Source organism: Pseudomonas sp. FSL W5-0203 (assembly GCF_001896155.1).
Lineage (GTDB): Bacteria > Pseudomonadota > Gammaproteobacteria > Pseudomonadales > Pseudomonadaceae > Aquipseudomonas > Aquipseudomonas paracarnis.
The window spans coordinates 71474-93266 of sequence record NZ_MPOR01000001.1; the positions used below are offsets into that span (position 1 = coordinate 71474).

Genomic DNA, 21793 nt, shown 5'->3' on the forward strand with positions numbered 1-21793 from the left:
CTCAGTGATCAAACACGGCGAGTGCCGCCGGAGTCTTGCTTGGGAGTGTCTTGGCAGCCGTGGGCACATCGTCGCCAGCGCCGAGGCCGCCGCCCAAGGCGGTCACTAGCTCGGCATGGGCGCTGAGGCGTGCTGCCTGCACCTGTTGTGCGATCTGCTGCTGGCGAAACAACAAGGTTTGGGCGTTGAGCACGTTGAGGTAATCAGTGAGGCCACGCTGATAGGCGATCATGGCGATGTCGTAGGTTTTCTGCGCCGAGGCCACCGACTGCGCGGCAAAAACCGATTGCTTGTCCATGGATTCGCGGCGGATCAACTGGTCGCTGATGCCCTTGAGCGCATTGACCAGGGTCTGGTTGTACTGGGCCACCGCGATGTCGTAGCCGGCACTGGCTTCACCCAATTGCGCACGTAGACGGCCGCCGTCGAAGATCGGCAAGGTGATCGCCGGGCCGACGTTGTAGTTGAATTTCTTGCCGGCCAGAAACGCCAGCATACCGCCGCCGGTGGCCATGTAGCCGAGGCTGCCGACCAGGTCGACGTTGGGGTAGAAGCCTGCATGAGCCACATCGATACCCCGTGCCTGGGCCGCTACCTGCCAGCGACTGGCGACCACGTCCGGGCGTTGGCCGAGCAATTGCGCGGGCAGGCTGGAGGGCAATTTCAACGGCGCGGCGAGGGCCAGGGTCGGGCGCTGCAACTGCGCGCCCTCCCCCGGGCCTTTGCCGGCCAACGCCGCCAGTTGGTTACGGCTCAGGGCGATTTCCTCGTCCAGGGCATCCAGTTGGCGATGGGTTTCCGGCAGCGGGGTTTCGGCCTGGCTGACGTCAAAGTGAGTACCGATCCCAGCGGCCAGGCGTTTGTTGGCCAGGTCTAGGATCTGCTGTTGCTGGGCCAGGGTGGCGGCCGCGATGTCACGGTTGGCGTACTGCAACGACAGCTGGATATAGGCGCGCACCACGTTATTTTGCAGCTCGAGCTGGGCCAGACGCGCTTCGGCGGCGCTCATGTGCGCCAGGTCGACCGCACGTTCAGTCGTGTTGCTTTCCCGGCCCCACAGGTCGAGGGCGTAGCTCAGGCCCAGGGACGAATTGTTGTCCCAGGTGTTGGCGCCGCTCAATTGGCCGGGGCCGTAGAACTGATCCTTCGGCCAGTTGTGACGCTTGAGGGTGGTGTCGCTGTTGACCTGCAGCGACTCGGCCGACTCGGCCACGCCGGCCAGCGCCCGGGCTTGGCGTACGCGGGCGGCGGCCACGGCCAGGCTGGGGCTGTTGCGGGTGGCGAGTTCGACCCAACGGTTGAGCTGCGGGTCGCCGTAGGCCTGCCACCATTGGGCGGTGGGCCAGTGGGCGTCGCGGTCGGCGCTCTGGATCGCGGCGTCGGTGGCCAGGGTATTGGCGTTGATCGCCTTGCCTTGCGGGGCGATTCCTCCGGTTCCGATGCAACCGCTGATGACTGACGTTAAAGCCCAAACACTGAGAGTCTTCAGCTCTCTGCTGATGCGACGCGGCACGGCAAGCGAATTCCTGAGAGGGTGTTGCGGGAGAGGTGGCGCAATTCTAGGCGGCGCCAGGGAGGACGATAAGCTGGCATTCCTGTGAATCTTTGTTACCGTTCAGGCGATAATCCGTTGGTAGGGATCACTGAAAGCGTAACTTTCTGTCACAATTTGCTATCTCCCTTGAGAACACTCCATGGACACTTTGCAAAACATGCGCGCCTTCAGTTGTGTGGCCGAAGCCGGCAGCTTCACCGCCGCCGCCGTGCAACTGGACACCACCACGGCCAACGTCTCGCGCGCGGTCTCCAACCTTGAGGCCCACCTGCAAACCCGCTTGCTCAACCGCACCACCCGACGCATCGCGCTGACCGAAGCCGGCAAACGTTATTTGCTGCGCTGCGAGCAGATCCTCGCCTACGTCGAAGAGGCCGAGGCCGAGGCCAGCGACGCTCACGCGCGCCCGGCCGGGCAGTTGAAAGTGCACACCATGACCGGCATCGGCCAGCATTTCGTCATTGACGCCATTGCCCGCTACCGCCGCACCCATCCCGACGTGACCTTCGACCTGACCCTGGCCAACCGCGTGCCGGATTTGCTCGATGAGGGCTATGACGTGTCCATCGTGCTGGCCAGCGAGCTGCCGGACTCAGGTTTCGTGTCCCAGCGCCTGGGCATCACCTACAGCATCGCCTGCGCCTCGCCGGACTACGTCAAGGCCAAGGGCTGCGCACAGCGGCCCCAGGACTTGCTCAACCATGCGTGCCTGCGCCTGGTCAGCCCAGTGGTCCAGTTGGACAAATGGACCTTCAACGGCCCTGAAGGCCAGGAAAGCGTGGCGATCAACAGCTCGCCGTTCCTGGTGAACTCGGCCGACGCGATGAAAACCGCGATCACCAGCGGCATGGGCGTCGGCCTGCTGCCGGTGTATGCCGCCATCGAAGGGCTGCGCAATGGCACGCTGGTGCGAGTGATGCCGACCTACCGTTCCCAGGAGCTGAACCTGTACGCCATCTACCCCTCGCGCCAATACCTGGATGCAAAGATCAAAACCTGGGTGGAATACCTGCGCGGTTCGTTGCCGGAAATTCTGGCGGCGCACCAGGCGGAGTTGGTGGCGTATGAGTTGAGCGGTGGTGTGGGTAGCGTGCGGATGGCGAACTGATTTTGGCATGCTGCTTCCCCGCCCCCTATAAATTCATTGTGGGAGCAGGCAAGCCAGCTCCCACATGTTGAGTGGAGTTCTGCAATGAAAAAGACTGTCCTGGCCTTCAGCCGTATCACCCCGCCCATGATCGAACGCCTGCAACAGGATTTCGAGGTGATCGTGCCCAACCCCAAGCTGGGTGACATCAACGCACAGTTCAACGAAGCCCTGCCCCATGCCCATGGCTTGATCGGCGTGGGCCGCAAGCTGGGCCGCGAGCAGCTTGAAAGCGCAAGCAAGCTGGAGGTGGTGTCCAGCGTGTCGGTGGGCTACGACAACTACGACGTGCCGTACCTCACCGAGCGCGGGATCCTGCTCACCAACACCCCCGATGTGCTCACCGAGAGCACTGCCGACCTGGCCTTTGCGTTGCTGATGAGCAGCGCCCGCCGCGTGGCCGAATTGGACGCCTGGACCAAGGCCGGCCAATGGAAAGCCAGCGTGGGCGCGCCTTTGTTTGGTTGCGATGTGCACGGCAAGACCCTGGGCATTGTCGGCATGGGCAATATCGGCGCGGCCGTGGCCCGGCGTGGGCGCCTGGGCTTCAACATGCCGATCATTTACAGCGGCAATAGCCGCAAGACCGCGCTGGAGCAGGAACTGGGCGCGCAGTTTCGCAGCCTGGAGCAGTTGCTGGCCGAGGCGGATTTCGTCTGCCTGGTGGTGCCGTTGAGCGACAAGACCCATCACCTGATCAGCACTCGGGAGCTGGGGTTGATGAAGCCCAGCGCGATTCTGATCAATATTTCCCGTGGGCCGGTGGTGGATGAGCCAGCGCTGGTCGAAGCCCTGCAAACCCAACGCATTCGTGGCGCCGGGCTGGATGTGTATGAAAAGGAACCGCTGGCTGAATCGCCGTTGTTCCAGCTGAGCAATGCGGTGACCCTGCCGCATATTGGTTCGGCCACCGGTGAAACCCGCGAAGCCATGGCCAACCGCGCCGTGGACAACCTGCGCAGCGCCCTGCTGGGCCAACGCCCGCAGGATCTGGTGAACCCACAGGCCTGGAAGGGCTGATACTGGACTTAATGTGGGAGCTGGCTTGCCAGCGCCCACATAAACAGTGCCCGACACAAAAATCCGGTTAAAGCCCAGGCCAGCCAAGTCGATAACTCTCTATAGATCGTCATCCCTGATCCACAGAAGGTTTTTATGTCCACCACCAAAGCCCGCGCAGACTCACTCTCGCTTCTGCTCTTTACCTTGCGCAGCGGCAAGCTGATGGCCATCAACCTGTTGAAAGTCAGTGAGATCATCCCCTGCCCGCCATTGACCAAGCTGCCGGAGTCCCACCCGCACGTCAAAGGCATCGCCACCTTGCGCGGCGCTTCGTTGTCGGTGATCGACTTGAGCCGCGCCCTGGGTGAAATGCCTTTGCAAGACCCGGACGGCGGCTGCCTGATCGTCACCGATGTCAGCCGTTCCAAGCAGGGCCTGCATGTTCAGGCGGTAAGCAAGATCGTGCATTGCCTGACCACCGATATCCGCCCGCCGCCCTACGGCTCCGGCGGCAATCGGGCGTTTATCACCGGTGTGACCCAGGTGGAAGGTGGCCTGGTGCAGGTGCTGGATATCGAGAAAGTCATCCACGGCATCGCCCCGGCACCGATTGAAGCGGCGCCGACCGACCTGACCATGGAAGAAGCCGAAGTGCTGGGCAACGCCCGCATCCTGGTGGTGGACGACAGCCAGGTGGCTTTGCAGCAATCGGTACACACCCTGCGCAACCTCGGCCTGACCTGCCACACCGCCCGCAGCGCCAAGGAAGCCATCGACGTGTTGCTGGAACTGCAAGGCACGGTTGAACAGATCAACGTGGTGGTGTCGGACATCGAGATGTCTGAGATGGACGGCTACGCCCTCACCCGCACCCTGCGCGAAACCCCGGATTTCAAGGACCTCTATGTGCTGTTGCACACCTCCCTGGACAGTGCGATGAACAGCGAAAAAGCGCGCCTGGCCGGCGCCGACTCGGTGCTCACCAAGTTCTCATCCCCAGAGCTGACCAAATGCCTGGTGGTCGCCGCGCAAACCGTGGCGCAAAAGGGGCTGTAAGCCTTGGCCGAGTATTACCAGTTGCTGCGTCGCGACCTCACCGGCAGCCTGCCCGCCCCGCAGTGGCCAGCGAATACCCGGCTGGATCATTATCGCGATGAGCTAGCTCCGGCGATCCATGCCGTGCTGCGCATGACCCAGGACCAGGGCGGCGGCCGTGTCGGCCACCTGGAGGAGTGGCGCCAGCAGTTCGTCACCGATGCCGACTACGACCCGACGCTGTGTCTGGTGGCGAGTAACCGCGACGGTATTCTCGCAGTGGCACAATGCTGGACCAGCGCCTTTATCAAGAACCTGGCCGTACACCCCTGCGCCCAAGGCCAAGGACTGGGCCGCGCCTTGCTGCTGCACAGCTTCCAGGTATTCAAGCAGCGCGGTGAACCCTATGTGGACCTCAAGGTGCTGGAGAGCAACCTGCGCGCCCGGCAACTGTATGAAAGTGCCGGCATGCGATTTGTGCTGCGCGACATCGTATCCAAGGGCTGATCCTCACTGGCGCATAACTTGCTTCCAGAGCCCCTGAGCGGTAGATAAAGGTAAAAACCCGTCACCCCTCAAGCGTGCCCTCTGACCTTGCCTGGTGACAGATCCGCCATGAACACACACTTTTCCTGCGTCGGTTGCGGTAAATGCTGCAGCGACCATCACGTGCCCCTGACCCTCGAAGAAGCCCGCAGTTGGGCGGCGGACGGTGGCAACGTCATCGTTCTGGTCGAGGGCTTTCTTGGCAATGGCCTGGGCCTGCCCCTGCAACAACGGGAACACGCCGAGCGCCGCTCAGTGGTCGTGCCCAGCGGCAATACCGAGGCGTTTGTGGCAATTACCTTTGCCGCCTACAACGCCGGACGCTGCCGGAATCTTGACGAAGACAACCGCTGCCGCATCTACGAACGGCGCCCGCTGGTGTGCCGCATCTACCCGATGGAGATCAACCCGCATATCCCGCTGAACCCGAGCGCCAAGGACTGCCCGCCCGAATCCTGGGAGCAAGGCCCCGCGCTGATCGTCGGTGGCGAGTTGATGGACGCACAACTGGCCGAACTGATTCGCCGCTCACGCCAGGCCGACCGTGATGACGTGCAGACCAAAGAAGCGGTGTGCGCGCTGCTCGGCATCCGCACGACCGCGCTCAAGGGCGACGGGTTTACCGCGTACTTGCCGGATATGCAGGCGTTTGCCCAAGCCATTGAACAGGCGGTTGAACAGCCGGCGGTGACCAATGAATGGGTGTTTCATGTGTCCGGGATGGACGTCGCCGAACAGGTGCTGGATGCCGGAGCGCAAATTGCCACTGAGGTGCCAGCCAATTATGCGTTTATCTCGTTGAGGGCGGCTTAAGCCGCTGCGGCTTCATGACGGTATGGGTATCTAATTCAACTTCGGGTGCAAAGCTGCACACACATTAGCGCTCATGGACGGGCGGGCAATACACCGAGGCGATAGGGCTGGAGGATGCGTTGGTATTCGCCATTCTGCATCAGTTGCTCAAGCGCATGATTAAGCTCATTACGCAACGCGGTATCGGTTTTTCGCACCGCGATCGCCACGCTATTACCCAGCAGGCCAGACGACACAGGCGGGCCCATGAAGTCGAAGTCCAGGCCATCGGCCGTGTCGAGCAGGGCTTCACGGATCTCCACGACGCCTTGCAGGGTCGCATCGATATCGCCCGAAACCAGGCTCTGCACCAGTTGGTCGTTCAGCCAGAAACTCCTGATGATCACTCCCGCCGGAGCCCACTGCGACAGGGCGTAGGCTTCACGATTACTGCGCACCAACACCCCGACCCGCTTGCCCTTGAGCAAGCGCCGATCAGGGCGCAGGCCTGAGGTTTTACGCGCCACCAGCCGCGTGGTGATCGGGTAGAGGTCATCGGTGAAACTCACCCGTTTGCGCCGACGACAGGTGGGCGCCATGCCCATGATCGCGTCGAACTGCCTGGCTTCAAGGGCCGGGAAGTTTTCCATCACGACCTGGTCAACCCAGGTACAGCGCACGTTGAGCTGCTCGCAGAGGGCATTGCCCAGTTCGATATTCAGCCCCACCAATTGCCCTTGGGAATTGCGGCTTTGAAATGGCGGGAAATGCGCGGCAACGGCGAAACGGATTTCACGCCGCGGTTGCACGTCGACGGCAACCGCAGTCGACGAGAGCAAGAGGACGAGCACCGCACAGAGGTGTATCAGGGCCACGGGAATGTCCTTTTCCGGAAAGCTGACTCACCACGCCCCGATGAGCGTCATCGGGACGAAGCAAACGCTGTGCAAGCTTTCAAGAATCGGTCGCGGACCTACAAGCAGAAATTTCTACGGGCAATGTAGGTAACAGCCTATAACGCACCTACGGTTTTAATCTCAGCGTTTACCCATGGACCGGCGAGTGCCCGGAGGCGCCATGCCCGGCGTCTTGGTATGGCCGTTCTTGGCGCCGCCTTTGTACCAGGGCTGGCTGGCATGCTTGGCGCCAGCCAGCTCGCCCGGTTTGAAGGGGAACTTAAACGCCGGGATCTCGGTTTTTTCAACGCCGTCGGCGGTGGCCGAATCGACGAGGTCAGCCGCGTCGACAGGGGGTTGGGTTGGGGAAGTCATAGGGGCTCCGGCGCAGCTATAGGTGTAAAAGCGCGAGTATACGGGGGCAAAGCAGCAAGCGGTAAGCTTCAAGCCACAAGTAAAAAGCGCTAGCTGTCGCGGCTGTCAGTTTCGCGTCACCGTGCTGACCGTATTACCGGGCTATAAAGCAGCTACCCAACCTTCAACTGGCAGCTTGCGGCTTAAAGCGTGCAACTGCGTCCGGCGCCTCCCATGCAGATAAAACGAAACACGGCCCTGATGGTGGGCGTCCTCTTGATACTAGCGGTGGCCGCCTGGGCCGTAACACGGCCTGCCAAGCCCCGGCTGGCTGCGCCCACAGCGATCCCGGTACGGGTGGTGAGCGTCGCGCAACAGGACGTTCCCAGGTTCATCAGCGGCATCGGCTCAGTGCTGTCGTTGCACAGTGTGGTGATTCGCCCGCAGATCGACGGCATCCTCACCCAGTTGCTGGTCAAGGAGGGCCAATCGGTGAAGGCCGGCGACTTGCTGGCGACCATCGATGACCGTTCGATCCGCGCCAGCCTCGACCAGGCCAGGGCGCAATTGGGCGAAAGCCAGGCGCAGTTGCAAGTGGCGTTGGTCAATCTCAAGCGCTACAAAGCGCTGAGCATCGACGACGGCGTGTCCAAACAGACCTATGACCAGCAACAGGCGCTGGTCAACCAGCTCAAGGCCACTGCGCAAGGTAATCAAGCGGCCATTGATGCAGCTCAGGTACAACTTTCCTATACCCAGATTCGCTCCCCGGTCAGCGGCCGCGTGGGCATCCGTAACGTGGACGAAGGCAACTTCCTGCGCATGAGCGACACCCAGGGGCTGTTTACCGTCACCCAGCTCGACCCGATTGCCGTTGAGTTCTCCCTGCCACAACAGATGCTGCCGACCTTGCAGGGCCTGATTGCCGCCCCCACCCGGGCCACCGTCGACGCCTACCTGGGCGCCGACACCGACAACCAGACCGGCGACCTGCTCGGCGAAGGCCACCTGAGCCTGATCGACAACCAGATCAGTTCCACTACCGGCACCCTGCGGGCCAAGGCCGAGTTCAGCAACCCGGCGCATAAGCTATGGCCGGGGCAACTGGTGACCATCAAGGTCCAGACGGCCCTCGACAAGAACGCCCTGGTGGTACCGCCGACCGTGGTGCAGCGCGGGCTGGACTCACATTTCGTGTACCGCGTAAGCGCTGACAAAGTCGAGGTGGTGCCGGTGCAAGTCGCCTACCAGAACAGCGACATCAATATCATCAAAGGCGTGCAGGCCGGCGATGTGCTGGTCAGCGATGGGCAATCGCGGCTCAAGGCCGGTGCGCAGGTGGAGGTGCTCAAGGAGCCGCCGCAAGTGATCCACACCGCCAACGCCCAGGTGCAACCATGAGTGCAAGCCGGTCGCCCTCGGCCTGGTGCGTTGACCACCCGGTCGCCACCCTGTTGCTGACCTTCGCCCTGGTGTTGCTGGGGATTATTGCCTTCCCGAACCTGGCCGTCGCGCCACTGCCGGAAGCGGAATTCCCGACCATCCAGGTCACAGCGCAACTGCCCGGCGCCAGCCCGGACACCATGGCCTCATCGGTGGCCACGCCTCTTGAGGTGCAGTTCAGTGCCATCCCCGGCATGACCCAGATGACCTCCAGCAGCGCCTTGGGCTCCAGCCTCTTGACCCTGCAGTTCACCCTGGAAAAAAGCATCGACACCGCCGCCCAGGAAGTCCAGGCCGCGATCAACACCGCGTCCGGCAAGTTGCCCAGCGACATGCCGAGCTTGCCCACCTGGAGGAAGGTCAACCCGGCGGACAGCCCTGTGTTGATCCTCAGCGTCAGTTCCAGCAGCATGCCCAGCACCGAGCTGAGCGACTACGTGGAAACCCTGCTGGCGCGCCAGATCAGCCAGATCGACGGCGTCGGCCAGATCAACATCACCGGCCAGCAACGCCCGGCGATCCGCGTGCAGGCGTCGCCCGACAAGCTCGCGGCCATCGGCCTGACGCTCGCCGACATACGCCTGGCCATCCAGCAGTCGAGCCTGAACCTGGCCAAGGGCGCGATCTATGGCGAAAACAGCGTGTCCACCCTGTCGACCAACGACCAACTGTTTCATCCGGAGGAATACGGCCAACTGATCGTTTCCTACAAGAACGGTGCGCCGGTTCAACTGCGCGATATCGCCAAGGTCATCAACGGCTCGGAAAACGCCTACGTGCAAGCCTGGTCCGGCGATACGCCAGGGGTGAACCTGGTGATTTCACGCCAGCCTGGCGCCAACATCGTCGACACCGTCGACCGCATCCAGGCCGAGTTGCCGCGCCTGCAAGGCATGTTGCCAGCCTCGGTGCAGGTCAGCGTGTTGACCGATCGCACCAAGACTATCCGCGCTTCACTGCATGAAGTGGAAATGACCCTGCGGATCGCCATCCTGCTGGTGGTGGCGGTGATGGCATTGTTCCTGCGTCAACTGTCGGCGACGCTGATTGTGTCTGCGGTATTGGGTGTGTCGCTGGTAGCCAGTTTCGCCCTGATGTATGTGATGGGGTTCAGCCTGAACAACCTGACCCTGGTGGCCATCGTGATCGCCGTGGGCTTTGTGGTGGACGATGCGATTGTGGTGGTGGAGAACATTCATCGGCACTTGGAAGCCGGCTTGGGCAAACGTGAAGCGGCGATCAAGGGCTCCGGCGAAATTGGCTTTACCGTAGTGTCCATCAGCTTCTCGCTGGTGGCGGCGTTTATTCCGCTGCTGTTCATGGGCGGCGTGGTCGGGCGGTTGTTCAAGGAGTTTGCGCTGACGGCCACCGCGACCATCCTGATTTCGGTGGTGGTTTCGCTGACCCTGGCCCCGACCCTGGCCGCCTTGTTCATGCGCGCACCGAGCCATCCTGCCCACGCCAAACCCACCTTCAGCGAACGCCTGCTGGCCGGCTACGCGCGCAATCTGCGCCGGGCGCTGGCGCATCAACGCAGCATGGCAGCGATCTTCGGGGTGACCCTGGCCCTGGCTGTGGTCGGTTATGTGTTTATTCCCAAGGGTTTCTTCCCGGTGCAGGACACCGGTTTCGTGCTCGGCACCAGCGAAGCGGCGGCCGACGTGTCGTACAAGGACATGGTCGCCAAGCACAAGGCTCTGGCCGAGATCGTCAAGGCCGACCCGGCGGTGCAGGCGTTTTCCCATTCGGTGGGCGTTACCGGCAGCAACCAGACCATCGCCAACGGCCGCTTCTGGATCGCCTTGAAAGACCGCAGTGAGCGCGATGTGTCCGCCAGCCAGTTCATCGACCGCATCCGCCCACAACTGGCGAAGGTGCCTGGCATCGTGCTGTACCTGCGCGCCGGCCAGGACATCAACCTGAGCTCCGGCCCCAGCCGCGCCCAGTACCAATACGTGCTCAAGAGCAACGACGGCCCGACGCTGAACACCTGGACCCAGCGTCTCACCGAAAAACTGCGCGCCAACCCGGCGTTTCGCGACCTGTCCAACGACCTGCAACTGGGCGGCAGCATCACCCATATCAGCATCGACCGCCAGGCCGCCGCACGTTTCGGGCTGACCGCCACCGATGTCGACCAGGCGTTGTACGACGCCTTCGGCCAGCGCCAGATCAACGAGTTCCAGACCGAGATCAACCAGTACCAAGTGATACTTGAACTGGACAGCCAACAGCGCGGCAAGGCCGAAAGCCTCGACTATTTTTACCTGCGCTCGCCATTGACCAACGAGATGGTGCCGTTGTCGGCCTTGGCCAAAGTCGACCCGCCCACGGTCGGGCCGTTGTCCATCAGCCATGACGGCATGTTCCCTGCTGCCAACCTGTCGTTCAACCTGGCGCCCGGCGTAGCCCTGGGCGATGCAGTGATCATGCTCGACCAGGCCAAAAACGAAATCGGGATGCCGAGCACAATCATCGGCAACTTCCAGGGTGCGGCCCAGGCGTTCCAGAGCTCGCTGGCCAGCCAACCCTGGCTGATCCTCGCGGCGCTGGTGGCGGTCTACATTATTCTGGGTGTGCTGTACGAGAGTTTTGTGCACCCGCTGACGATCATTTCCACCCTGCCCTCGGCGGGCCTCGGTGCGCTGGTCATGCTGTGGCTGCTGGGCCAGGACTTTTCGATCATGGCCTTGATCGGCCTGGTGCTGCTGATCGGCATCGTGAAGAAAAACGGTATCTTGATGATCGACTTCGCCCTGGAGGCGCAGCGGGTACGCGGGCTGCCACCCGAAGATGCGATTTATGAAGCCTGCGTCACGCGGTTCCGGCCGATCATGATGACCACCCTTGCCGCGTTGCTCGGCGCCGTGCCGTTGATGCTCGGCGCAGGCCCTGGGGCGGAACTGCGCCAGCCGCTGGGCATCGCGGTGGTCGGTGGCTTGCTGGTGAGCCAGGCGCTGACGCTGTTCACCACGCCGGTCATATACTTGTACCTTGAACGTTTTTTCCACAGGCCCAAACCAGCGCTGACGCTGGCGACCACACACTGAGGCGGTCATGCGCGTCCTGATTATTGAAGATGAAGAAAAAACCGCGGACTACCTGCACCGCGGCCTGACCGAGCAAGGCTACACCGTCGATGTCGCCCGTGAAGGCATCGAGGGCCTGCACCTGGCGCTGGAAAACGATTACGCCGTGATCGTGCTCGACGTGATGCTGCCCGGGCTGGATGGCTTCGGTGTACTGCGCGCCTTACGCGCCCGCAAGCAGACGCCGGTGATCATGCTCACCGCCCGCGAGCGCGTGGAAGACCGCATCCGCGGCCTGCGCGAAGGCGCCGACGATTACCTGGGCAAGCCGTTTTCGTTCCTGGAACTGGTGGCCCGCCTGCAAGCCCTGACCCGCCGCAGCGGCGGCCATGAACCGGTGCAGGTCACCGTTGCCGACCTGTGGATCGACCTGATCAGCCGCAAGGCCAGCCGCAACGGTGTACGCCTGGACCTGACCGCCAAGGAGTTCTCGCTGCTCAGCGTATTGGCGCGACGCCAGGGCGAGATCCTGTCCAAGACCGCGATTGCCGAGATGGTCTGGGACATCAATTTCGACAGCGATGCCAACGTGGTGGAAGTGGCGATCAAGCGTCTGCGCGCCAAGCTCGACGGGCCGTTCGAACACAAGCTGCTGCACACCATTCGTGGCATGGGCTATGTGCTGGAAAACCGCATACAGGAAAACCACAGTGGTCGCTAATTCCATCGCCCTGCGCCTGAGTGGCATGTTCACCCTGGTGGCGTTGCTGATCTTTCTGTTGATCGGCGGCGCGCTGTACCAGCAGGTCGACCGTGGCCTGGGGCTGTTGCCAGGTGCCGAGTTGGATGCGCGCTACAGCGTGCTGGAATCGTCGATCAATCGCTTCGGCACGCCGGAACATTGGGCCAAGATCAGGTCCAAGCTCAAGCTGTTGGGGGAAGAAGACAAGCGCATCCGTTTCTGGGTGGTCAGCAGCGACCCGAGCTACGAATACGGTGAGCCGGACGCGCAGATTCGCGCCTTTGCCGAAGGCGCCACAGGTAAGCGCGATCTGCGCCTGCCGGGTCACGATTATCCCTTCAAGGTGCTGGTCAGCCAATTTGCAGCCAAGGACCAGCGCCCGGCGTTGCGCTTTATGATTGCCATCGACACGGAGAACTTCCGCGCCACCCAGCATCGCTTGCTGGTGGCGTTGATCAGCCTCGCGCTGGTGGGTGTAATACTGGCGGCACTGCTGGGGTTCTGGGTCGCGCGTATCGGCCTCAAGCCCTTGGGCAAACTCTCGGATGAAGCGCAAAAGCTTGCGCCGCCGAAACTCTCCGGGCGCCTGCAATTGTCACCCTTGCCGCCCGAGCTGAGCCAATTCGTCAATTCATTCAACGCCACCCTCGACCGGGTTGAGCAGGCGTATTCGCGCTTGGAATCGTTCAACGCCGACGTTGCCCATGAACTGCGCTCGCCGCTCACCAACCTGATCGGCCAGACCCAAGTCGCGCTGACACGCGGGCGTTCGGCCGAACACTATTTTGAGGTGCTGCAATCGAACCTGGAGGAGCTGGAACGGCTGCGCTCGATCATCAACGACATGCTGTTCCTTGCCAGCGCCGATCAGGGCAGCAAAGCCACCAAGCTGATCGAATGCTCCCTGGCCGATGAAGTGGCCACCACCCTCGACTATCTGGATTTTATCCTCGAAGACGCCCAGGTTCAGGTGCGCGTGGACGGCGATGCCCTGGTGCAGATCGAAAAAGCCCACCTGCGGCGTGCGCTGATCAACCTGCTGAGCAATGCCGTGCAACACACCGCACCCGGACAGATTATCGACGTGCATATCCAGGTGCAGGAGAAGCAGGTGGCAATCGGCGTGACCAACCCCGGCGACGCGATTGCCAGCGAACACTTGCCACGCCTGTTCGAACGCTTCTATCGGGTGGATGCCTCGCGCAGCAACAGCGGGGCCAATCACGGGTTGGGGCTGGCGATCGTCAAGGCGATTGCGTTGATGCATGGCGGGGATGTGTTTGTGCGCAGCGAAGGCGGTGGCAATACGTTTGGTATCACCCTGCCGATCTAAACAACTCGGTCAAAATGTGGGAGCTGGCTTGCCTGCGATAGCATCACCACGGTAGGCCTGGCATACCGAGGTGTCTGCATCGCAGGCAAGCCAGCTCCCACAGAAGATCCCATGGCCCTCACTGTTGCGATTTGGGCAATAGTTATTATCTTGTTACACTCTGTATCGCACCGCTCCCCTGCGTTACTTTGACGCATCGATGAGCGCGACGGCAAAGACAGCTGACCACTCACCCGAATTTCCCTCGACTTATTTCCAGGGCTCTACACTGGGAATCTGTCTTAAAGCCGCTGACTTCAGCGGCTTTTTTTTGCCGTGAAAAAAGGCCGGGCACACCCCACGACACTGGCCGTTCATGATTGACCAAAGGAGCTCCACCGGTGAAGAACTCGCTGACATTCACCCCGTTATTCCTCGCAATCGCAGCAACGATCATCCCGCTTGCCCACGCGGCAGACGCCCCGCCCGTCGAAGGCTTCGTCGAGGGTTCACACCTCACGATCAACACCCGCAACTACTACATGAACCGCGACCGGCGCGATATTCATACCGATGACAGCAAAGAGTGGGGTCAGGGTTTTATCGGCACCTTCGAATCCGGCTACACCCAGGGCACCGTCGGCTTGGGCCTGGACGTCAATGCCATGTTCGGCCTCAAGCTCGACGGCGGTGGCGGTACGGATGGTTCCAGCATCCTTCCGTATGGCAGCGGCAACGGCAAAGCGCCGGGTTCGTTCTCGACGGCTGGCGGCACCTTGAAGCTGCGCGCCTTCGACACCGAACTGAAAGCCGGCGACCTGTTCCTCAACAACCCGGTGATCGCCGGCGGCATGACACGCATGTTGCCGCAGACTTTCCGTGGCGTGAGCCTGACCAACCACAGCTTTGACGGCTGGATGTTCGAAGGTGGCCAGGCCAGTTTCACCAGGCTCTATAACCAGAGCGGCCATCGGCGTATTGGTACCAGCTACGGCACGCTGCCCGCCAACACCGACAGCCAGCACCTGGACTGGGCTGGCGTGTCGTTCAGCGGGATCGAGGGGCTGACCAGCAACCTGTACGCGTCCGAGCTCAAGGACGTCTGGCACCAGTATTACTACGACCTGGAATACACCTACGCCCTGAACGACCTGGTCAGCCTGACGCCCGGCCTGCACTACTACCATACCCAGGACACCGGTCAATCGCTGCTGGGGGATATCGACAACAACACCTACAGCCTGCATTTCACCGTGGGCGTGGGTAACCACAGCGTCACAGCGACTTATCAGCGGGTCAATGGCAACACGCCGTTCGATTACATCACCCAGGGCGACAGCGTGTACCTGGACAACTCCCAGCAGTACTCGGATTTCAACGGGCCCAATGAGCGCTCCTGGAAGCTCAAGTACGCCTACGACTTTGCCGGCCTCGGCGTGCCCGGCCTGACGTCCGCCGTGTCCTACATCAGCGGCAAGACCGACCTGACCAAGGTCGACCCCAACAGTCGCGGCTACAGCAACTGGTACAGCGCCGATGGCAAGGATGCCAAGCACTGGGAGCGCGATATCGACCTGAAATATGTGGTGCAGGGCGGCAAGGCCAAGGACTTGGCCGTACGCCTGCAATGGGCGACCAATCGCGGCAGCAATGGCTACTCGGCGGTGGACCGGGATGTGGATGAATACCGTGTGATCGTGGACTACCCGATCAACGTGTTCTGAGTACAGGTAGGAGCGAGCTTGCTCGCTCCAGGTTGGCTTTGCGCCATATTTAAGAGTTGCTACTACGCTAAGGGCATTCTCAATGCAGAAGTGTGCCCGATGAGTTCAAGCCCCACCCGCCCCAACCGCCGCCCGGAGCGCCTGCTGATCCTGGGCAGCACGCTCACGGTGTTGCTGATCGTGGGGGTCGTCACTGCGCTGCTGATTCGTGAACATGCCAACACCCTCCAGACGGCCAAGCGCACCGCCAACACCATCACTCAATTGATCGACGCTGACGTGCTGCGCAATGTCGAACTTTACGACATGGCCCTCAAAGGCTTGATCAGCGCCACCGAGCGCACCGACCTGCAAGACGTTTCAGAGAGCATCCGTCATTTGGTGCTGTTCGATCGTTCCGCAGCGGCGCCCTACAAGGGCGATATCCTGCTGTTGGACCCGGCTGGCGAGGTGATTGCCGATTCCTCCCTGCTCACGCCCAAACTGGGTAACTTTGCCGACCGGGACTACTTTCGGGTGCACCGCACCAACCCCGACCTGGGCCGGTATATCAGCCGTCCGTTCATGGCGCGCTGCCAGTGTGCCGCCCCCTGGCGCATCGCGTTCAGCCGTCGCGTTTCGTCACCGGATGGGCGCTTCCTGGGAGTGGCGGTCGCGTCCATGCGCCTGTCGTACTTTCATCAGTTGTTCAGCAGCTTGAACATCGGCAGCAACAGCACCATCAACCTGCTCAACCACCAAGGCATCCTGCTGGCGCAAGAGCCTCTGCTGGAAGCAGATATCGTCGACAAGGACCTGAGCCAGCGCCCGAATGTGGCGCGCATGCTGCGCGAACGGGACGGCAGCTTCCAAAGTATCTCCAGTGTCGATCGCCAGGCACGGCTCTACAGTTTTTCGAATGTGGGCAACTTGCCGCTGATCGTGGCAGTGGCCTTGTCCAGCAATGAAATGTTCGCCCCCTGGCGACGCGCGGCGTGGCTGGTCAGCATCGCGACCGGAGTGTTGTGCGTGGGCCTGTTGTGGCTGACCTGGGCACTGTGCATGGAGCTGCGCCGTCGCCATCGCGCCGAACAGGTGCTGTCAGAACTGGCAGCCACCGACGCCCTTACCGGCCTGGCCAACCGCCGCACGCTGGACGAACGCTTGCGGCTGGAATGGGACCGGGCACAACGCTCCATCGAGTCGTTGAGTGTGCTGATGATCGATGTGGACCACTTCAAGGCCTTCAACGACCGCCACGGCCACCAGGGCGGCGATGAGGCGTTGCGCGCAGTCGCGCAGGTGATCGCCAGCCATATCCGCCGCCCTGCCGACCTGGCGGCGCGCTATGGCGGAGAGGAGTTCGCGGTGGTGTTACCCAATACCGACGCCAAGGGGGCGTGGGTGATCGCCGAGCATATCCGCAAGGGGGTCCAGCACTTGCCGCGCAAGGCCGGGGATGAGCAACCAATCACGGTGAGCATCGGCATGAGTACTTGGCAAAAGCACAGCCGTATTTCCCTTGAAGACCTGCTGCTCAAGGCTGACCAAGCGTTGTATCAGGCCAAGCACAGCGGCCGTAACCGGATAGTGGATGTTTCAAAGACCTCAAACTGATGAGGTCAGGTGTGGGAGCTGGCTTGCCTGCGATGGCGGTGGGGCAGCTATCTATAAGCTAACTGGCCGACCGCTATCGCAGGCAAGCCAGCTCCCACATTTGGATATTCGTCAGGCATAAAAAAAGGCCACCCGAAGGCAGCCTTTCAAAACTAAAGAAAGAGAGTTGTTACTTACACCGCCGCAACGGGACGCATGTAAGAGATCGGTGCGGTGCTGGCATCTTCGAAGGTCACGACTTCCCAAGCGTCTGTCTGCTCAATCAACTTGCGCAGCAGCTGGTTGTTAAGGGCGTGGCCCGACTTGAAGCCTTTGAACTCGCCTATCAGGCTATTGCCCAGCAGGTAGAGGTCACCGATTGCATCGAGGATCTTGTGCTTCACGAATTCGTCTTCGTAGCGAAGGCCGTCTTCGTTCAGTACACCATCCGCGTCGACCACAATGGCGTTTTCCACGCTGCCGCCGAGTGCGAGGTTGTGCTTGCGCAGGTACTCGATGTCACTCATGAAACCAAAGGTACGGGCGCGGCTGACTTCTTTTACAAACGAAGTGCTGGAAAAATCCACGCTTGCACTTTGGGTGCGGTCACGGAATACCGGGTGATCGAAATCGATCTCAAAGCTCACTTTAAAGCCTTCGAACGGGACGAAGGTGGCGCGCTTGTCGCCGTCTTCTACTGTCACTTCCCGCAGAATGCGAATGAACTTCTTGGCTGCGTCCTGTTCTTCCAGGCCGGCAGATTGAATCAAGAATACGAAGGGTCCAGCGCTGCCATCCATGATCGGGACTTCGGACGCGGAGAGCTCGACGTAGGCGTTATCGATGCCCAGGCCAGCCATGGCCGAGAGCAAGTGCTCCACCGTGTCCACTTTGACGTCACCGTTGACCAGAGTGGTCGACATCGTGGTTTCGCCAACGTTTTCCGCGCGAGCAGGAATCTGCACCACAGGGTCCAGGTCGGCACGAACAAACACGATGCCGGTGTCGACAGGTGCGGGCTTGAGGGTCAGGTATACCTTCTCCCCGGAGTGCAGACCTACACCTGTGGCACGGATAATATTCTTCAGGGTGCGTTGTTTAATCATGGCTTGGACCGCTTCAGCGCAAATTGCGAACTGGTATCAACAAAGGCTGGCGATAATAACAGACCAGACCTTTGCTGAACACCAATCACCTTCATAGCCCTGATACATTCCATTAATCAGCCTGACGACGCAGGAATGCCGGGATGTCCAGGTAGTCCAGGTCATCTTGCGGATTCGGGCTACGGGACGCCGCAGCACCGGCCTGAGCCTGGTTGCGCATCACGGTCGGACGGTCCAGGTCACGGTAGTTCACCGACGGCAGTTCCTGGCGAGCAGGGGCTGGGACAGCAGTTGCCTGGCTGGCCTGGCTAGTGTGCAGGGTGTTGTCGATGACCTTTACAGGCTTCTCGATTTTCGCACCCAGGCCGGTCGCAACCACGGTTACATGCAGTTCGTCGCGCATGTCCGGATCGATAACGGTACCCACCTTGACCATGGCGTGCTCGGACGCGAAGGCTTCGATGATGCTACCCACGTCGGAGTACTCACCCAGGGACAGGTCGGGACCGGCGGTGATGTTCACCAGGATGCCGCGTGCGCCTTGCAGGTTCACGTCTTCGAGCAACGGGTTGCGGATGGCCGCTTCGGTGGCCTCGCGTGCACGGTTCGGACCGCTGGCGCAGCCAGTGCCCATCATCGCCATGCCCATTTCGCTCATGACCGTACGAACGTCGGCAAAGTCGACGTTGATCATGCCCGGACGCTTGATGATGTCGGAGATACCGCGAACGGCACCGGCCAGTACATCGTCAGCCTTGGCGAACGCAGACAGCAGGCTTGCGTCCTTGCCCAGGATGGTCAGCAGTTTCTCGTTGGGGATGGTGATCAACGAGTCGACGCTTTCAGACAGCAGACGGATACCTTCGTCGGCGATCTGCATGCGCTTGCGGCCTTCGAACGGGAACGGACGCGTCACGACAGCAACGGTCAGAATCCCCATTTCCTTGGCCACTTCGGCAATGATCGGTGCAGCACCGGTACCGGTACCGCCGCCCATGCCGGTGGTGATGAACACCATGTTGGTGCCTTGCAGCACTTCGGCAATACGCTCGCGGTCTTCCAGGGCGGCTTGACGGCCGACTTCCGGATTGGCGCCAGCGCCGAGGCCTTTGGTCACCGCGGTGCCCAATTGCAGGATGGTCCGCGCGCCGATGCTTTTGAGCGCCTGGGCATCAGTGTTGGCGCAGATGAACTCAACGCCTTCAATGTTGCTCTTGACCATGTGGTTGACAGCGTTGCCGCCGCCACCGCCGACACCGATTACTTTGATAACCGGGCTAGCGGGGATGTTGTCTACGAGTTCGAACATGTTCCCTCTCCTTTCATTTTCTCTAGTTTTTTCGCCTACTGCTTGTTGCGGGTGTTGCGGTGTCGCGGTAAATCTTTAGAAATTGCCTTGTACCCAGCTTTTGATCCGGTCCAGCAGCGGCGCTTTCTCATCGTCATCGCTGCGGTAGCTGTCACGGATGCTCGGGCCCGACAGGGAAATGCCGTCGGTCTGCTTTTGCAGCCCGTACAACAGCAAGCCCACACCGGTGGAATAAATCGGGTTGCGCACCACGTCGCCCAGGCCCTTCACGCCATGGGGCACGCCCAGGCGCACCGGCATGTGGAAGATCTCTTCGGCCAACTCGACCGCGCCTTCCATCTTCGAGGTACCACCGGTCAGCACGATGCCGGCCGGGATCAAATCTTCGTAGCCGCTGCGGCGCAGTTCAGCCTGAATCAGGGTGAACAGCTCGTCGTAGCGTGGCTCGACCACTTCGGCCAGGGCCTGGCGCGACAGCTCGCGGGGTGGACGATCACCCACGCTTGGCACCTTGATGGTCTCACCGGCACCGGCCAGCTTGGCCAGGGCGCAGGCGTAGCGGATCTTGATTTCTTCGGCGTACTGGGTCGGTGTGCGCAACGCCATGGCGATGTCGTTGGTGACCTGGTCGCCGGCAATCGGGATCACGGCGGTGTGACGAATCGCACCCTCGGTGAAGATCGCGATGTCGGTGGTGCCGCCGCCGATGTCCACCAGGCACACGCCCAGCTCTTTTTCGTCGTCGGTCAGTACCGAGTAGGCCGAGGCCAACTGCTCGAGAATGATGTCGTCGATTTCCAGGCCGCAGCGGCGCACGCATTTTTCAATGTTCTGTGCGGCGTTGACGGCGCAGGTCACCACGTGAACCTTGGCTTCCAGGCGAACGCCCGACATGCCCAGAGGCTCGCGCACGCCTTCCTGGTTGTCGATCACGTAGTCCTGCGGCAGGGTGTGCAGCACGCGCTGGTCCGCCGGGATCGCCACGGCCTGGGCGGCGTCGAGGACGCGCTCAAGGTCGGCCGAGCTGACTTCACGGTCGCGGATCGCCACGATGCCGTGGGAGTTCAGGCTACGGATGTGGTTGCCCGCCACGCCGACGAACGCCGAGTGAATCCGGCAACCGGCCATCAGCTGCGCTTCTTCGATAGCGCGCTGGATCGACTGCACGGTGGACTCGATGTTCACCACCACGCCCTTCTTCAGGCCCCGGGACGGATGCGTGCCAATACCGACGATTTCGATCGCGCCGTCTTCCCCGACCTCGCCCACCAGCGCCACCACCTTGGAGGTGCCGATATCGAGACCGACGATCATTTTGCCGCTTTGCACGTTTGCCATGGGTCCTGCCTCTTCTTAATTCTTCGCGACAGCGGGTTGTGCTGCCGTGGGCGCAGCCGGTGTACGCCAGCCGACGGCCAGGCCGTTGGCGTAACGCAGGTCGACGCTCGCAATGTTCGTAATCTGTTCTTTCAAGGTTTTTTCATAGATGGCAATAAAGCGGCGCATCTTTTCCACCAAGCGGTCGCGTCCCAGCAACAACTCGATGCCCGGGCCGGAACTGCCTGCCCCGGTCGTCAAAAACCAGCTGCCCCGCTCACGCAATTCCAGGCGTGCAATGGAGAAGCCCAGTGGCCGCAGCATCTGGCTCAAGGCCTGGTACTGCTGCATCACTTGCTGCTGCGCCCGCTGCGGCCCGAACAGCTGCGGCAGGTGTTCATAGTTGGCCAGCTCACGCGGGGTGAACGCCTGGCCCTGGTTGTTCAACAGCGCTTCATCGCCCCAACGGGCCACGGGCAGTTGTTCTTCCAGGCGGATCGTGACCTGGTCCGGCCATACACGGCGAACTTCGGCGTGGGCGATCCACGGCATCTGTTCCAGCTCCGAGCGCATGCCAGCCAGGTCGATGGTAAAGAAGCTCGCCGCCAGGTATGGGCCGATGCGCTGCTGTACCGCTTGCTGGCTGATGTAGCTCAAGTCGCCCTGCACGCTGATCTTGGTGATCGGCCGGTCGGCATACGGCAACAGACGCTGCGCGCCTTCGTACGTGCCAAAGCCCAGCACCACCAGCAGCACCGGCCAGAACAGCGCCTTGATAAAACCAAAGTTGGCTTTTGGCAGGCGCGCCGACATCGGCTCTTTAGCCACCATTCGGCTTGCACCCCGTGGCACCGGCTTGCGGCTCGGTGCTTGTGGGGGCTGATGACGAAGCGATGCGCCGTTCATGTG

General features: G+C 61.5%; 18 protein-coding genes. 11 read left to right on the forward strand and 7 right to left on the reverse strand.

What is annotated here, in order from left to right; translation table 11 throughout:
* Position 1: 1 nt before the first annotated feature.
* Positions 2-1513 (reverse strand): efflux transporter outer membrane subunit, encoded by a 1512-nt coding sequence (locus BOP96_RS00350; protein WP_073451599.1) that lies wholly within the window; start codon positions 1511-1513, stop codon positions 2-4.
* Positions 1514-1694: 181 nt separating this feature from the next.
* On the opposite strand from BOP96_RS00350, the gene BOP96_RS00355 reads away from it, so the two are divergent.
* The 5 genes from BOP96_RS00355 to BOP96_RS00375 all read left to right on the forward strand — a co-directional run bounded on the left by BOP96_RS00355 (position 1695) and on the right by BOP96_RS00375 (position 6098).
* Positions 1695-2663, forward strand: coding sequence for a LysR family transcriptional regulator (locus BOP96_RS00355; RefSeq protein WP_014716990.1), 969 nt, complete (start codon positions 1695-1697; stop codon positions 2661-2663).
* A gap of 84 nt (positions 2664-2747) precedes the next feature.
* Positions 2748-3722 carry a 2-hydroxyacid dehydrogenase gene (locus tag BOP96_RS00360; RefSeq protein ID WP_014716989.1) on the forward strand — a complete coding sequence of 325 codons (975 nt, stop codon included), beginning with the start codon at positions 2748-2750 and terminating at the stop codon, positions 3720-3722.
* 135 nt (positions 3723-3857) lie between these two features.
* Positions 3858-4760, forward strand: a complete 903-nt coding sequence (locus BOP96_RS00365) for a chemotaxis protein CheV (protein WP_014716988.1) — start codon at positions 3858-3860, stop codon at positions 4758-4760.
* A gap of 3 nt (positions 4761-4763) precedes the next feature.
* Positions 4764-5246, forward strand: a complete 483-nt coding sequence (locus BOP96_RS00370; protein WP_019816936.1) for a GNAT family N-acetyltransferase — start codon at positions 4764-4766, stop codon at positions 5244-5246.
* Positions 5247-5354: 108 nt separating this feature from the next.
* A complete protein-coding gene (locus tag BOP96_RS00375; protein ID WP_019816937.1) occupies positions 5355-6098 on the forward strand; it encodes a YkgJ family cysteine cluster protein in 744 nt (247 codons plus the stop codon).
* A gap of 71 nt (positions 6099-6169) precedes the next feature.
* Here BOP96_RS00375 and BOP96_RS00380 read toward each other — a convergent pair whose 3' ends face one another.
* Together BOP96_RS00380 and BOP96_RS00385 are read right to left on the reverse strand one after the other, a co-directional pair.
* Positions 6170-6952, reverse strand: a complete 783-nt coding sequence (locus BOP96_RS00380) for a transporter substrate-binding domain-containing protein (protein WP_014716985.1) — start codon at positions 6950-6952, stop codon at positions 6170-6172.
* A gap of 162 nt (positions 6953-7114) precedes the next feature.
* A complete protein-coding gene (locus tag BOP96_RS00385) occupies positions 7115-7348 on the reverse strand; it encodes a hypothetical protein (protein WP_032903355.1) in 234 nt (77 codons plus the stop codon).
* Positions 7349-7561: 213 nt separating this feature from the next.
* Between BOP96_RS00385 and BOP96_RS00390 the strand changes: the two genes are divergently transcribed.
* The 6 genes from BOP96_RS00390 to BOP96_RS00415 all read left to right on the forward strand — a co-directional run bounded on the left by BOP96_RS00390 (position 7562) and on the right by BOP96_RS00415 (position 17173).
* Positions 7562-8728 carry an efflux RND transporter periplasmic adaptor subunit gene (locus tag BOP96_RS00390; protein WP_032872214.1) on the forward strand — a complete coding sequence of 389 codons (1167 nt, stop codon included), beginning with the start codon at positions 7562-7564 and terminating at the stop codon, positions 8726-8728.
* Positions 8725-11820, forward strand: a complete 3096-nt coding sequence (locus BOP96_RS00395) for a multidrug efflux RND transporter permease subunit (RefSeq protein ID WP_073451601.1) — start codon at positions 8725-8727, stop codon at positions 11818-11820. The genes BOP96_RS00390 and BOP96_RS00395 overlap by 4 nt, the downstream gene beginning before the upstream one ends.
* A gap of 7 nt (positions 11821-11827) precedes the next feature.
* On the forward strand, positions 11828-12520 hold the full coding sequence (locus BOP96_RS00400) for a heavy metal response regulator transcription factor (protein WP_019816940.1): 693 nt from the start codon (positions 11828-11830) through the stop codon (positions 12518-12520).
* Positions 12510-13874 (forward strand): heavy metal sensor histidine kinase, encoded by a 1365-nt coding sequence (locus BOP96_RS00405; protein ID WP_073451603.1) that lies wholly within the window; start codon positions 12510-12512, stop codon positions 13872-13874. Before BOP96_RS00400 ends, BOP96_RS00405 begins: the two co-directional genes overlap by 11 nt.
* Positions 13875-14254: 380 nt before the next feature.
* Positions 14255-15577: an OprD family porin gene (locus BOP96_RS00410; protein ID WP_073451605.1), complete on the forward strand. Its 1323-nt coding sequence runs from the start codon at positions 14255-14257 to the stop codon at positions 15575-15577.
* A gap of 99 nt (positions 15578-15676) precedes the next feature.
* Entirely contained in the window at positions 15677-17173 is a 1497-nt protein-coding gene (locus BOP96_RS00415) for a GGDEF domain-containing protein (RefSeq protein ID WP_073451607.1), read from the forward strand.
* A gap of 173 nt (positions 17174-17346) precedes the next feature.
* Here the strand turns inward: BOP96_RS00415 and lpxC are convergent, their stop codons facing one another.
* The 4 genes from lpxC to BOP96_RS00435 all read right to left on the reverse strand — a co-directional run bounded on the left by lpxC (position 17347) and on the right by BOP96_RS00435 (position 21790).
* Complete coding sequence (gene lpxC, locus BOP96_RS00420) at positions 17347-18258, reverse strand: UDP-3-O-acyl-N-acetylglucosamine deacetylase (protein WP_003171886.1); 912 nt, start codon at positions 18256-18258, stop codon at positions 17347-17349.
* A 112-nt stretch (positions 18259-18370) separates the two neighbouring features.
* Entirely contained in the window at positions 18371-19567 is a 1197-nt protein-coding gene (gene ftsZ / locus BOP96_RS00425; protein ID WP_060766552.1) for a cell division protein FtsZ, read from the reverse strand.
* A gap of 75 nt (positions 19568-19642) precedes the next feature.
* A complete protein-coding gene (ftsA, locus tag BOP96_RS00430) occupies positions 19643-20905 on the reverse strand; it encodes a cell division protein FtsA (protein WP_014716976.1) in 1263 nt (420 codons plus the stop codon).
* A 15-nt stretch (positions 20906-20920) separates the two neighbouring features.
* Positions 20921-21790 (reverse strand): cell division protein FtsQ/DivIB, encoded by an 870-nt coding sequence (locus BOP96_RS00435; RefSeq protein ID WP_019816943.1) that lies wholly within the window; start codon positions 21788-21790, stop codon positions 20921-20923.
* Between the last annotated feature and the right edge of the window lie 3 nt (positions 21791-21793).